We start from the raw sequence: 13,720 nt of genomic DNA, 5'->3' as shown, positions 1-13,720 counted from the left end.
CTAGCGCCTCGGCGGCCGCCGTTCTACCGCGTTTCGATGACGAAACGATGACGCGTCAGCGGCCATTGGGCCAGGCCGGGACAGGGGTCCCGGCCTGGCACGTTCAGCCCTGGCGCTACAGCGCGCGCAGGGCGGTGGTGATCGGCAGACGCGCGGCGCGCAGCGCCGGGAACAGGCCGCCGACCAGGCCGATGCCCAGCGCCCACTTCAACCCGGTCCACAGCAGCGGCGGGGACACCTTGAACTGGAACACCACCTGGCTGAAGTTGCTGCCCAGGGTGGAGACGCTGTAGCCGTTGAAGATCGCCCAGGCGATCAGCCCGCCCAGCACCCCGCCGAGCAGCGCCAGCAGCATGGTCTCCAGCATCACCGCCACCACCACCGGCAGCCCGCGGAAGCCCAGCGCACGCATGGTGGCGATCTCGCGGGCACGGGTGGCGACTGCGGCGTACATGGTATTGAGCGCGCCGAACACCGCACCGATCGCCATGATGGTGCCGATGAAGGTGCCCAGGATCTCCAGCACCTTGCTGAGGTTGCCGCCCTGCTTGCGGTAGTACTCGCGGGTGGTGAACACGTCCAGCTTCAGCCGCGGGTCGGCATCCATCGCCGCCTTGAACTGGCGGAAGCCGTCCTGGCCCTGGGTGCGCACGCTGATCGACTGGTAGGCGCTGCGGTTGTAGGTGGTGGCCAGGGTCTGGGTGTCGGTCCACAGTTCCGAGTCGTGCGCGTCGCCGCTGGCGAACACGCCGACCACGGTCCAGGCCTGGTTGCCCAGGGTCAGGGTCTGGCCGAGCTGCAGGCCGCGGAACTGCGACTGCGCGCCCTTGCCGACCACGATCTCGCGCAGGCCCGGCTTGAAGCGACGCCCCTGCAGGAGCTTGACCTTGTCGTGTACCGCCCAGCCCTGCTCGCCGACGCCGCGGAACTGCGCGTTGACGTCGCTGCCGTCGGACTTGGACTGCAGGTTCACCACCTGCGACAGTTCCGGCGAGACCAGCGGGCGGTTGTCGGCGCCGCGCGCCACGCCGGCCAGGCTGGCGATCAGCGGCACCTGGTCGCGGGTGATGACCGAGTTGGTCTCGGCCTGCGAGCCGCCGCGCAGGACGATGGCGGTGGTGTCGTCGCCGGTGCTGTCCAGGGTCGCCTGGAAGCCCTGGCCCATCGCCAGCATCGCCACCAGCACGCCGACCACGCCGGCGATGCCGACCACGATCACCGAACTGGCGCCCCAGCGCTGCGGCAGGCTGGCGATGCCGATGCGCGCGGCGGCGAGCGACAGCCGGCCGCTGCGGGTGACCAGCAGCAGCACGGCGAGCACCGCCACCAGCGCCAGCACCAGGAACCAGGGCAGGGCGATCCAGATTCCCAGGCCGAGCGCCAGCGCCGCGATCGCCAGGACATTCCATAACCATTGCATCTTCATTGCGTTGTTCCTCGGGTCTGCGTCGCCGTCCGTGGCATCGCTGTGCTGGAGAGAGGGGGCGGGCTCAGCGCCCGGCCAGGGCGTCGACGATCTTCAGCCGCTGCGCGCGCAGCGCCGGCAGCAGGCCGACCACCACGCCGATGACCAGCATCAGCGCCGCGCCGATCAGCCAGGTCTGCGCCGGCACCGCGTGCACCGGCAGCGCGCCGCGGCTGGCGCTGGCCAGCACCGGGATCGCCGCCGCCGCCAGCGCCATGCCGAGCAGGCCGCCGAGCACGATCAGCAATACCGACTCCACGATCACCAGGGTCAGCACCGTGCGGTCCTGGAAGCCCAGGGTCTTGAGTGTGGCCAGTTCCGGGATGCGCTCACGCACCGCCTGCGCCATGGTGTTGCCGGTCAGCAGCACCAGGGTGAAGAACACCGCGCCCATGATCGAGGTGACGATCAGGCCGATGTCGGCGAACTGCTTGACGAAGGCCTGCTGGAACGCCGACTCGGTCTGCGACTTGGTCTCGTGGTCGGAGTTGGCCGACAGCGCATCGATCGCCTGCGCCACGCGCGAAGCGTGCTCGGGGTTGTCCAGCCGCACCGTGTACCAGCTGACCTTGCCCTTGATGTAGTCGTTGCTCTCGTCGAAGTACTTCCAGTTCATCATCAGCTGGTTCTCGGCCTGCACGTTGGCGCGGTCCTTGGCCTTGAAGATCGCCTTCAGCTCCAGCGGCCAGTCGTTGCTGCCGCCGCGCGGGAAGATGGTGGCCTGCAGCGGGATCACGTCGCCGACCTTCCAGCCGTTCTTCTTCGCCAGCGCCTCGCCCACCGCCGCACCGGTGCGGGTGTCGCGGAAGGCCTTGAGCTGCTCCGGCGGCACCACGTATTCGCTGTACACGTCGAAGAAGTTCGGCGCGACCGAGAAGTTGGGGAAGAAGTCCTTGGGATCCTTGTAGATGCCACCGAACCACATCGCATAGGTCACGTCGCGCACGCCCGGCACGCTGCGGATCTGCGACTCCAGGCGCACCGGCAGCGACTGGGTGATCGACAGCCGCGAGGCCACCACCAGGCGGTTGACCCCTTCCACCGAGCCGCCGGCGGTGAACGCCACGCGCACCGAGTCGAGCAGGCCGAACAGCAGGAAGGCGACGATCACCGAGAACAGGGTCAGCAGCGTCCGCGTCTTGCTGCGGAACAGTTGCGCCCAGATCAACGAGAAATACTTCATGGCATCGCCTCGCTCAGTGCGCGGCCGGCGCGTCGGCCAGCTCGCCCTTGTCCAGGTGCACGGTATGGGTGGCGTACTCGGCGGCCTTGGGATCGTGGGTGACCATGACGATGGTCTTGCCGTGGCTGCGGTTGAGTTCCTGCAGCAGGCCCAGCACGTCCTCGGCCGAGCGCCGGTCGAGATCGCCGGTGGGTTCGTCGCAGATCAGGAAGGTGGGATCGGAGACAATGGCGCGTGCGATGGCCACGCGCTGTTGCTGGCCGCCGGACAGTTCGCTGGGCTTGTGGTTGCGGCGTTCGGCCAGGCCGACCAGGGTCAGCGCGATCTCGGCATTGCGCTTGCGCTGGGCGGCGCTGAGCGAGGTCAGCAGCAGCGGCAGTTCGACGTTCTTCTGCGCGGTGAGCATCGGCATCAGGTTGTAGAACTGGAACACGAAGCCGACGTGGTGGCTGCGCCAGGTGGCGAGCTGGCCGCCGCTCATGCGGTCGATGCGCTGGCCTTCGATCTCGATCTCGCCGCCGCTGGGCGAATCCAGCCCGCCGATCAGGTTGAGCAGTGTGGTCTTGCCGGAGCCGGACGGGCCCATCAGGGCGACGAAGTCGCCGCGGGCGATATCCAGGTCGATGCCGTGCAGGACCTGGACTTTCTCGGGGCCGCGCTGGTAGGTCTTGGTGACGTTGCGCAGGGTGACGAGGGTGGACATGGTGGTGTTCCTGGCGGTGGACGAGGTGGAGGCGATGCGGTCGCCGGTGGCGGCGATGGGATTACGGTTGCGGTTGCGGTTGCGGTTGCGGTTGCTATTGCTGTTGCTGTTGCTTCGGCTGTTGCCGTTGTTCTTGTTTTTGACTTGCCGGGTTCCCTTCCGAAGCGGCGGCCATCGCGGGGAAACACCCGAAGGGCGGCGTACATGGATGTACGCCGTCCGCGGCAGGGGCAGGATGCCCCTTCCGCGGATCCCCGTGATGGACGCGGACCCGGAGCGCGTTAGCGCGGAGGGCGCGTAGGCAGGGTGTGCTTTCTTTTGGTTACTTTTCTTTGCACAAGCAAAGAAAAGTAACTCGCCGCAAGGCGAAAGCTTTTGCTCTTGCATTTGCTGCTACTGCGGCGGCCGCTGGATTGTAGGAGCGGCTTCAGCCGCGACAGCCATGACCAATTACGTTTGTCGCGGCTAACGCCGCTCCTACAGATCTTCTCGTTTGACACTCAAGATTGAAGCAACAGCAAAGGCTTTCGCCCTTTCGGGCGAGTTACTTTTCTTTGCTCGCGCAAAGAAAAGGTAACCAAAAGAAAGCGCGCCCTGCCTTGCGCCCTCCGCGCTGCGCGCTCCGGGTCCGCGGATGCACCGGGGATTCGCGGAAGGGGCATCCTGCCCCTGCCGCGAACGGCGCACATCCATGTGCGCCGCCCTTCGGGTTTTTCCCCGGTCCATCCGCCGCTGCGGAAGGGAACCCGGTAAGTCAAAAGCAAAAACAACAGCAACGGCGGTGAAGCAACGGCAGAAGCAACAGCAGAAGCAACAGCGTCACTTTGGCACTTGTTCCCCCATGCAACTGCACCGAGGGATCGGAAAAGCAGAAGCAAGCACTGCAACAACTGTAAAAACTGGAGCTTGATAGGTTCGGCTGCGGCAGGCGCCGCTGAAACTGACTACATCAGACAGCTGCGACGTCGAGGCGCTGGCGCAGTACGCAGCACACCGTCGTGCGCTACTGCGCCCCGGCCTCCGCCGTCTTCACCTGTATACCCGCATGCAAGGCCTCCGGCGGATCCAGCACCACCGTGTCGCCCGCGGACAGGCCGGACAGCACCTGGCGGTCGTCGCCCAGGGCGATGCCGGTCTTCAGCGCGCGCTGTTCGACCGTGTTGTCGTCCTTGACCGCGAACGCCACGTCCTGGCCGGCGCGCTTGACGATCGCCGCGCCCGGCACCCGCACGCCCTGCGGCGTGTGCTGCGCCTGCGGCTGCGGCGCCTCCAGGAAGCTGACCCGTACGCCCATCTCCGGCACGATCCGCGCGTCCTTCTGCTTCAGCGCCACCCGCACCTTCACCGTCGCCTTGCCGCGGTCGGCGGAGGGGATGATCGCGATCACCTCGGCGGGGATCTTCCAGTCCGGATACGCGTTGAGCGTGGCCTCCACCGGCATGCCCGGCTTGACCCGGCCGATGTAGGACTCGCCCACCTCGACCTCGATCTCCAGCGAATCCATGTCGACGATGGTGCCGATGCCGGTACGGGTGAAGCCGCCGCCGGCCGACAGCGGCGAGACGATCTCGCCCGGCTGCGCCGCCTTGGCGGTGACCACGCCGGAGAACGGCGCACGCACGATGGTGTTGTCGACGTTGAGATCGGAGATCGACAGCTGGTTGCCGGCCACCGCCACGTTGCGCTGCGCGTTCTGCAACTGCGCGCGCAAGGCGTCGCGCTGCGCCACCGCCTGCTCGTACTGCGAGCGCGAGACCAGTTGCTGGCCGGCCAGGGTCTGCAGCCGCTGCGCATCGGCATCGGCCTGGCGCACCTGTGCCTGCATGTTGGCGACCAGGCTGCGTGCCGCGTCCAGTTGCGAGGCCGACAGCACCCGCTGCGCGTTGGCGTCGATCGGGTCCAGCGTCGCCATCACCTGGCCTGCCTCCACGCGCATGCCTTCCTCGATGCGCACCTCGCGGACCTTGCCGGTGATCTTGGCCGACACCGTGGCCATGCGCCGCGCCACCACGTAGCCGCTGGCGTCCAGCACCGAGGCGCTGCTGCTGCCGGGGGCGATCGCCACCACCGCCGCGGTACGCACCTCCAGCGGCTTGCTGCGGCCGAACAGCCACCAGCCGCCGGCGCCCAGGGCGAGCAGCACCACCAGCAGCACCAACGCGATCCACAGCCCGCGCCGCGACGGCGGCTCGCTCGGCGGCGCCTTGCGGTCGATACGGAGTTCCTTGAGCAGGTCGGAGGAAGTACTCATCGTGTCCTTGAACGAAACGGTCGGCGCGCTGCAGTGTGCGAGCCACCGGCCGCCGTGGGCATGGCCGGAAGTCACTTTCTGCGGTGCGCTGCAACGGGAAGAAACGCCGCCCCTCGGCGTGGATCGCAGCATGCGGCAATCGTGCCGGGGCTGCCAGTGACAGATGTCATTCGATGCAGTTGACGCGCCGCACTGGGCGGCGCCCCGGCCGCGGCGCAGCCTAGGCACTCCCCGCCACCACTGGAGTTGTCCATGCCTGACCATGATGCGTTGCCGCTGGCGCAGCTCAGCGGCGTCCACAAGCGCTACGGGGCGCTGGTCGCGCTCGACGGCGTCGATCTGCAGTTGCGCCGTGGCCAGTTGCTGGCGCTGCTGGGCGCCAACGGTGCCGGCAAGAGCACCGCGGTGAGCCTGCTGCTCGGGCTGCAGACGCCCGACGCCGGCAGCGTGCGCCTGTGCGGGCAGGATCCGCGGGCGCTGGCCGCACGCCGCCAGGCCGGGGCGATGCTGCAGACCGCCGGTCTGCCGGAGACGCTGCGTGTGGGCGAGCTGCTGCTGCAGGCGCGCGGCTACTATCCGCAGCCGCGCAGCGTCGCCGACTGCGTGGCGCTGGCCGGGCTGGACGGGTTGATGGCGCGCCGCTACGGCCAGTTGTCCGGCGGCCAGCAGCGGCGTGTGCAGTTCGCGATGGCGATCTGCGGGCGGCCGCGGGTGCTGTTCCTGGACGAGCCCAGCACCGGCCTGGACATCGAGGCGCGGCAGGGCCTGTGGCGGGCGATCCGCGAGCTGGTCGCCGACGGCTGCGCGGTGCTGCTGACCACGCACTATCTGGAAGAGGCCGAGGCGCTGGCCGATCGGGTGGCGGTGCTGCAGCGCGGCACGCTGATCGCCGAGGGCAGCGTCGCCGAGCTGCGTGCGCGCTTCGAACAATGCACCATCCGCTGCCGCAGCGCGCTGCCGGCGGCGCAGGTGGCGCAGTGGCCGCAGGTGCGCCACGCCGAGAGCCGCGACGGCGTGCTGGAGGTGGTCGCCGAGCCGGCCGAGCCGGTGGTGGCGCGCCTGCTCGCCAGCGATCTGGCGCTGACGGCGCTGGAAGTCCGCCGCGCCGGCCTGGCCGACGCCTTTCTCGCCATCACCCGTGCGGAGGCCGCATGAACCCGATCGATCTTTCCGTTGCGCCGCCGGCGGCCGCCTGGTCGTTGCGCGACCAGGGCGCGCTGCTGCTGCGCGAGATCCGCTACGAGGTGCTGCGCTGGCTGCGTACGCCGTCGTTCGCCTTGCCCACGCTGCTGTTCCCACCGCTGTTCTACCTGCTGTTCGGGGTGCTGCTCAATCATGGGCGCCACGACGCGGCGGTGTACCTGATGGCCAGCTACAGCGTGTTCGGGGTGATGGCGCCGGCGCTGTTCGGCTTCGGCGTCGGCCTGGCGCTGGACCGCGAACGCGGCCTGCTGGCACTGAAGCGGGCGATGCCGGTGCCGCCGCTGGCGCTACTGCTGGCGCGCACTGCGCTGGCGATGGCGTTCGCGCTGGCGATCGGGGTGCTGCTGCAGGCGCTGGCCGCCGTGCTCGGTGGGGTGATGCTGACGCCGGCGCAGCGGATCGGGTTGCTGCTGGTCGACGTGCTGGGCACGCTGCCGTTCTGCGCGATCGGGCTGGCGCTGGGCGCCTATGCCGGCGGCAGCGGTGCGCCGGCGCTGGTCAACCTGATCTACCTGCCGATGGCGTTCCTGTCCGGGCTATGGATCCCGCTGCAGTTGCTGCCGGCATGGCTGACCACGCTGGCGCCGCTGTGGCCGTCCTATCACCTGGGCCAGTTGGCGCTGCGCGTGGTCGGCCAGGCCGACGGCCACGGCAGCATCGGCCATGTCGCCGCGTTGCTGGCGGTGACGGTGGCGTTCTACGCACTGGCGCAGCGGCGCCTGCGCCGCGGCTGATGGCGCGCCGTGCCGATCCCGACGTCGCCGCGCGGTTCCGCGCGCCGGCGCCTTCGCTAAGCTATGCGCCGCGGCGGCCGTGCCGCCCTGGGAGCCCGACGTGATCGCCTTGCTGCACGCCTCGCCCGACTCGCTGATCGCCCGCCGCATCGGCTGGAGCTCGGCCAAGTCCAGCACCCACTGGTTCGTGTGGCTGTCGCTGGTGTGGTCGATCTGGCTGTTCGTCACTCCGCTGTACGAGCCGTACTACTTCCGCAACTGGTTCCCGCCGACGCTGGCCAGCTACCTGGTATTTCTGGCCCTGTACTACGTGGCCTATTACCTCCACCGGCGCTACCTGCCGTGGTGCGTGGCGGGCATGGCCGCGCTGGCGTTCGTGTTGCTGCCGTACAACCCGGGCGCGCAGTGCTACATCATCTATGCCTGCGCCTTCCTGGCGTTCTGCCTGTCGCCGGCGCGGGCGGTGGCGGCGATGCTGCTGGTGCTGGCCCTGTTCGCGCTGGCCTGGACGCTGCGCGGCTGGTCGCCGCTGTACATGGTCAGCGCGGTGGTGGTGGGTCTGTCGGTGGGGCTGATGAACATCAGCTTCGAGCGCCGTGCGCGCGGCGAGGCGCAACTGCGCCTGAGCCACGAGGAAGTGCGGCGCCTGGCGGCGGTGGCCGAGCGCGAGCGCATCGGCCGCGACCTGCACGACCTGCTCGGCCACACCCTGTCGCTGGTGGCGCTGAAGTCGGACCTGGCCACGCGCCTGCTCGCCCACGACGCCGCCGCAGCGCAGCGCGAGATGGAGGAAGTGGGCCAGGTCGCACGCGAGGCGCTGGGCCAGGTCCGGCGCGCGGTCAGTGGCATCCGCGCCGCGCAGCTGGCCGCGGAGATCGCCGCCGCCAAGCTGCTGCTGGAATCGTCGGGGGTGAGCTTCCGCTACCAGGTCGAGGCCTTGCCGCCGTGCCCGCAGCTGGAGACGGTGTTCGCGCTGGTGCTGCGCGAGGCCGCCACCAACATCCAGCGCCATGCCCGCGCCAGCCACGCGCAGTTGCGGCTGTGGTGCGAGCGCGGCCAGGCCCTGCTGGAACTGCGCGACGACGGCCGCGGCGGCGCGCTGCAGCCGGGCACCGGGCTGAGCAGCATGCGCGAGCGGCTGGAGGCGGTGGGCGGCAGCCTGCGCATCGCCTCCGAGCGCGGCCTGGGCACCTGCCTGGTCGCCGCCGCGCCGTTGCCGCGGATCGAGGCGACCGTGGTGCCGGAACCCGCAGCGGCACCGCGGGTGCCCGCGCCGGCGGACCAGGACGCCGCGCTGGGCTGAGCGCCGGCCCGGCCCGGGCACTACAATGGGCCGACAAGGACCGGGGGGTGCCGTGATTCGTTTAGTGCTGGCGGAGGACCAGGCGATGGTGCGCGGTGCGCTGGGCGCACTGCTGGGCCTGGAGGCGGACCTGGATTTGGTCGCCAGCGCGGCCGACGGCGAGGCCGCGTGGCGCGCGCTGCAGGCGCATTCCCCCGACCTGTTGGTCACCGATATCGAGATGCCCGGCCTCAGCGGGCTGGAGCTGGCCCAGCGCATCCAGCGGCAGCAACTGCCGGTGCGCGTCATCATCGTCACCACCTTCGCCCGTCCCGGCTTCCTGCGGCGCGCGCTGGATGCCGGGGTCGGCGGCTACCTGCTCAAGGACGCACCGCCGCAGCGGCTGATCGAGGCGATCCGCCAGGTGCACCGCGGCGGCCGCGCGATCGATCCGGAACTTGCGCTGGAAGCGTGGTCCGAAGCCGACCCGCTCAACGACCGCGAGCGCCAGGTGCTGCGCCTGGCCGGCGAGGGCGCCTCGGCCGGCGACATCGCCACGCAACTGGGGCTGTCGTCGGGCACGGTGCGCAATTACCTGTCCGAGGCGATCGGCAAGCTTGGGGTCGGCAACCGCATCGAGGCGGCGCGGCTGGCCCGGCAGAAGGGCTGGCTATGACGCGCCGCGCCGTGTGGCCTGGAATTTGCATGGCTCCCTGCGCTTGACTGCGCAGCGCAGTTGGTGGCGCGCGCGGCCTACCTCCCTTCCACTCGTCGACGCCATGCCCTCCACCACGATCAACCGCTATGGCGTGCCGCTGGCCCTGCTGCTGCTGTTGGGCATCAGCGGCGGCGTGCTGGTGGGCAGCGAGCGCTTCCTCGACGATGCCGCCGAGGTGCAACGCAGCCACCAGGTGATTGCCGGCATCAACGGCCTGCAGCTCAACCTCGCCGACTGCGATGCCTCCCTGCGCGGCTTCCTGCTGCTGGGCAGCCGCGAGCATCTGGCCGACTTCCGCGGCTGCCAGCAGACGCTGCCGGCGCGGCTGGAGCAACTGGCCGCGCTGGTACGGCACGACCCCGCCCAGCAGCAGCGCTTGCGCCTGGTGCAGGCGCAGGTGCAGACGCGCATGCGCGACAGCGCGCGGGCCGTGGCCCGTTTCGAGCGCGGCGGCGGCCCGGGCATGCTCAGGCCTGACCCGGAGCGCGCACGCCAGGGCCGCGTGCTGTCGCAGGCGATCCGGCGCAACACCGACAGCATGGTGCGCAGCGAGCGCGCGGCGCTGGCGAGCAGCGCCCGCTCCACCGCCGCCAACGCCGACCTGCTGCGCCGGCTGGCGGTGGTCGGCATTCCCGCCGTCTGTGCGATGACGCTGTGCCTGTACCTGCTGCTGCGCCGCGAGATCGGCCGGCGCAGCCAGGCCGAGTTGCGTGGCCACCATGCCAATGCGCTGCTGGTGGGCACCGTGCAGCAGATGCAGCGCACCGAACAGGATCTGCGCACGCTCAACCGCTGCAGCCGCGGGCTGCAGAGTTGCGTGCAGCAGGACGAGGCGGTGGAGGTCGCGCGGCAGGCGCTGGAACGCCTGCTCGGCGATGCCGGCTGCAGCGTGTACTGCACCGATGCGGCAGGCGAGCAGGCCGTCTGCGTGGCGCATTGGGGCGAAGAGGCGCTGTGCATGCCGGCGCTGTCGCTGAGCAGCTGCGAAGGTCTGCGCAGCCGCGCCACCCAGATCCAGCGGCCCGGCGCGGCGCCGGCCTGCGCCCACGCCGCCGGCGCGGCGCGGCATGGCACCTGCGTGCCGATGGTGGTGCAGGGCGAGCCGCTGGGGCTGATCCATCTGTCCAGCCGCGATCCGACCCTGCTCGAGCGCCTGCCCCTGGTCGAGGTGGTGGCCGAACAGCTGGCGATGGCGCTGCACAACCTGCAGTTGCGCCAGCGCCTGCGCACGCAGTCGATCCGCGATCCGTTGACCGGGCTGTACAACCGCCGCTACCTGGAAGAATCGCTGGTGCGCGAACTGGCGCGCTGCGAGCGGCGCGAGCAGCCGCTGGCGCTGATGATGCTGGACCTGGACCACTTCAAGGCGCTCAACGACCGCCTCGGCCACGCCGGCGGCGATGCCTTGCTGGCGGCGTTCGGCCAGTTGCTGGCCGGGCTGGTGCGGCCGGAGGACATCGCCTGCCGCTACGGTGGCGAGGAGTTCACGGTGATCCTGCCCGGCGCCGCCGCCGACGTGGCGCAGCGCCGCGCCGAGCAGATCCGCGCCGCGGTGGCGTCGTTGCAGGTGCAGCACCAGGGCCAGGCGCTGCCGCCGGTGACCGTGTCGATCGGCGTGGCCGCCTATCCGGACCACGGCCGCAGCACCGAAGAACTGCTGCGCTGCGCCGATGCGGCGCTGTACCGCGGCAAGCGCGGCGGCCGTAACCGCGTCGCCGCCGCTGGCGACGTGCCGCTGCGCATCGTCGAGGCCTGAGGCGCCTGTCTCCCTCCCACGCATGCCGCGTCGCGGCATGCGTGCGGCGTGGACTGCCGGTTCAGAACGACCAGCTGAAGCTCAGCGTGCCGTTGCGCGGTTCGCCCCAGGCGCCGTAGCCGTAGATCTGCGCGTAGTAGCGCTTGTCCAGCAGGTTGTTGAGGTTGAGCTGCACCGAGAATGCCGGCGACAGGCGGTAGCGCGCGAAGGCGCTGACCAGCGCGTAGCCACTTTGCTCGAAGCGGCCGTAGGTGGCATCGACGTAGTAGATGCGGTTCTGCCAGTTGACGCCGCCGCCGACGGTCAACTCGCTCAGGCGGCGCGGGGTGTAGCTGCTGTAGAGCTTGAGCGTGGTCTGCGGCAGCTGGCTGTTGATGTCCGCGCCGGCGGCGTCCTTGGCGACGTAGCGGGAGGCGCCGAAGGTGGCGTTCCAGCCCGGTGCCAGTTCGCCGTTCAATTCGAACTCCACGCCACGGCTGACCGTGCCCTGCGCGGCGACGTAGGCGGTTTCGGTGGTGCCCTGCACGAATCCGGCGGTGGCCTGGGCGACGTTGTCCTGGTCGATGCGGAACACCGACAGCGCGGCGTTGAGGCGGTCGTCGAACCAGGCGCCCTTGACCCCAACCTCGTAGCTCTTGCCGATCACCGGGTCCAGGTAGGCGCCGCTGGCGGTGCGCGCGGTCTGCGGCTGGAAGATGTCGGTGTAGCTGGCGTAGACCGACCAGACGTCGTCGAGCGTGTACACCAGGCCGGCATAGGGCGTGGTCTTCTCCTGGTGCAGCACGTAGCCCACCCCGCTCTCGCTGCCGTCCACCTTCCAGTCGGTGTAGCGCGCGCCCAGGATCAGCTTCAGCGGATCGGCCAGCGACAGCCGTACCGCCGCATAGCCGGCCTTCTGGGTGACGGTGCCGCGGCTGAACTCGCTGAGCGGCGACCACGCCGGTTCCGGATAGGCGCCGGTCCAGCCGAGATAGCTCGGCAGCGGCCCGGGGAAGTCGAAGGCGCCGGTGTTCACGTAGCGGCGGCGGTTGTAACTGACGCCGGCCATCAGGTCGTGTTCGCGCCCGCCCAGTTGGAACGGGCCTTCGGCGTAGGCGTCCAGGCCGTCGACCTTGCGCCCGGTGATGTAGTAACCCGAGTACGGCACCACGCCGGCGCCGGTCTGCCGGTCGAAGCCATAGATGGTGTAGTACGGGTAGAACAGCTTGTCGGTGACGTCGGTCTGGTCGTGGGTGGCGTTGAGCCTGAGCTGCCAGCCGTTGCCGAAGGCATGCTGCAGGGTCGCGAAGGCGCGCTTGCTGGTGGTGTCCCAGAACGTCCAGTCCGCCGCCGGGTTGAACCAGCGCGGGTAGTCGGTGCGGCTGCCGTCGGCGTACCACAGCGGGAAACCGCCCCAGGTGACGCCGTCGGACTGCTTGTTCTGGTAGTCGTAGCCCACGCTCAGCTGCGTGTCCGGGGTCAGGTCGGCATCGATCACCGCATAGCCCAGCGACTTGCGCTGGCTGTAGCGCTGCACGTACGAATCGGTGTCCAGGTAGCTGCCGATCACCCGGGCGCGCACCGTGCCGCTGGCATTGAGCGGGGTGGTGACGTCGACCGTGGAGCGGGTGCGGCCCCAACTGCCGGCGCTGACGGTGACGCTGCCGGTCAGTTCGGCGCTGTCGGCGTGCTTGCGGATCAGGTTGACCGAGGCCGAGGGATTGCCGGCGCCGGTGAGCAGGCCGGTGGCGCCGCGCACCACTTCGACGCGGTCGTACAGGGCCAGGTCCAGCGCCGAATCGCCGTAGCTCCAGTTCTGCACCATCGTGGTGGGGATGCCGTCGAACTGGTAGTTGTCGATGTAGAAGCCACGCGCGTAGAACTCGAAGCGCTCGCTGTCCGAGCGCGTGCTGGACACGCCGGTGGTGTTCTCCAGCACGTCGATGATGTCGTCCAGGCCCTGATCCTCGATGCGCTGGTGGCTGATGATGCTCACCGACTGCGGGATCTCCCGCGGCGCCAGCTCGAAGCGGGTGCCGGCGCTGGTCTTGCGCACGCTGTAGCCCTCGGCGCGCTCGCCCTTGACGCTGATCTTGTCGAGGGTGGTGACGTCGCGCTCGGCATCGTCCGCGCCGTCGTCGGCGGACGCGCTCGGTGTCGCGGCGAACGCCGGCGCGGCGGCCAGCAGGCAGGCCGCGGCCAGGGCCGAACGGCGCGGAAAACGGCGGGTGGGGGCAACACGGGACATCGCGGACTCCAAGGCAGCAGGCAGGGCCATCGCCGGCGCGGATGCGGCGCCGGACGACGATCGAGGGTGAGCTGGCTTGGCGCGCGGACTCGCAGGCCGGCGTGGCGGGCTGCGGAACAACGGCACTGGCTGGCGCGGCCGCGGCGCCGGATTCCCAGGGGAACGAACGGCGCGCGGGAAGAACAGGGGCGGACGAGC

At 70.0% G+C, this 13,720-nt stretch carries 11 protein-coding genes; 6 read left to right on the top strand and 5 right to left on the bottom strand.

Annotated features, from left to right (window positions below; all coding sequences use genetic code 11):
• Positions 1-115: 115 nt before the first annotated feature.
• The 3 genes from J7357_RS04100 to J7357_RS04090 all read right to left on the bottom strand — a co-directional run bounded on the left by J7357_RS04100 (position 116) and on the right by J7357_RS04090 (position 3,351).
• A complete protein-coding gene (locus J7357_RS04100) occupies positions 116-1,426 on the bottom strand; it encodes an ABC transporter permease (RefSeq protein ID WP_209244979.1) in 1,311 nt (436 codons plus the stop codon).
• Between the two features lie 64 nt (positions 1,427-1,490).
• Complete coding sequence (locus J7357_RS04095; protein ID WP_209244978.1) at positions 1,491-2,648, bottom strand: ABC transporter permease; 1,158 nt, start codon at positions 2,646-2,648, stop codon at positions 1,491-1,493.
• A 13-nt stretch (positions 2,649-2,661) separates the two neighbouring features.
• On the bottom strand, positions 2,662-3,351 hold the full coding sequence (locus J7357_RS04090) for an ABC transporter ATP-binding protein (protein ID WP_017908954.1): 690 nt from the start codon (positions 3,349-3,351) through the stop codon (positions 2,662-2,664).
• Here J7357_RS04090 and J7357_RS04085 point away from each other — a divergent pair.
• Positions 3,350-3,652 (top strand): hypothetical protein, encoded by a 303-nt coding sequence (locus J7357_RS04085; protein ID WP_244667257.1) that lies wholly within the window; start codon positions 3,350-3,352, stop codon positions 3,650-3,652. The two genes, J7357_RS04090 and J7357_RS04085, sit on opposite strands and share 2 nt — an antisense overlap.
• A 702-nt stretch (positions 3,653-4,354) precedes the next feature.
• Here the strand turns inward: J7357_RS04085 and J7357_RS04080 are convergent.
• The gene (locus J7357_RS04080) at positions 4,355-5,602 is read right to left on the bottom strand and encodes an efflux RND transporter periplasmic adaptor subunit (RefSeq protein WP_209244977.1); all 1,248 of its coding nucleotides are present in this window, start codon (positions 5,600-5,602) and stop codon (positions 4,355-4,357) included.
• Between the two features lie 252 nt (positions 5,603-5,854).
• Here J7357_RS04080 and J7357_RS04075 point away from each other — a divergent pair, with 252 nt between their 5' ends.
• The 5 genes from J7357_RS04075 to J7357_RS04055 all read left to right on the top strand — a co-directional run bounded on the left by J7357_RS04075 (position 5,855) and on the right by J7357_RS04055 (position 11,295).
• Positions 5,855-6,757 carry an ABC transporter ATP-binding protein gene (locus J7357_RS04075; protein ID WP_209244976.1) on the top strand — a complete coding sequence of 301 codons (903 nt, stop codon included), beginning with the start codon at positions 5,855-5,857 and terminating at the stop codon, positions 6,755-6,757.
• Positions 6,754-7,539, top strand: a complete 786-nt coding sequence (locus tag J7357_RS04070; protein ID WP_209244975.1) for an ABC transporter permease — start codon at positions 6,754-6,756, stop codon at positions 7,537-7,539. The genes J7357_RS04075 and J7357_RS04070 overlap by 4 nt, the downstream gene beginning before the upstream one ends.
• 100 nt (positions 7,540-7,639) lie before the next feature.
• Positions 7,640-8,842: a sensor histidine kinase gene (locus J7357_RS04065; RefSeq protein ID WP_209244974.1), complete on the top strand. Its 1,203-nt coding sequence runs from the start codon at positions 7,640-7,642 to the stop codon at positions 8,840-8,842.
• A 52-nt stretch (positions 8,843-8,894) separates the two neighbouring features.
• Positions 8,895-9,497 carry a response regulator transcription factor gene (locus tag J7357_RS04060; protein WP_209244973.1) on the top strand — a complete coding sequence of 201 codons (603 nt, stop codon included), beginning with the start codon at positions 8,895-8,897 and terminating at the stop codon, positions 9,495-9,497.
• Between the two features lie 103 nt (positions 9,498-9,600).
• The gene (locus tag J7357_RS04055) at positions 9,601-11,295 is read left to right on the top strand and encodes a diguanylate cyclase (RefSeq protein ID WP_209244972.1); all 1,695 of its coding nucleotides are present in this window, start codon (positions 9,601-9,603) and stop codon (positions 11,293-11,295) included.
• 61 nt (positions 11,296-11,356) lie between these two features.
• On the opposite strand, the gene fhuE is transcribed toward J7357_RS04055, so the two are convergent.
• Positions 11,357-13,522 (bottom strand): ferric-rhodotorulic acid/ferric-coprogen receptor FhuE, encoded by a 2,166-nt coding sequence (gene fhuE, locus J7357_RS04050; RefSeq protein ID WP_209244971.1) that lies wholly within the window; start codon positions 13,520-13,522, stop codon positions 11,357-11,359.
• Positions 13,523-13,720 lie beyond the last annotated feature (198 nt).

Source organism: Xanthomonas sp. D-109, from assembly GCF_017746095.1.
Taxonomy (GTDB): Bacteria; Pseudomonadota; Gammaproteobacteria; order Xanthomonadales; family Xanthomonadaceae; genus Xanthomonas_A; species Xanthomonas_A sacchari.
This window is presented reverse-complemented; position numbering and strand designations above follow the sequence as displayed.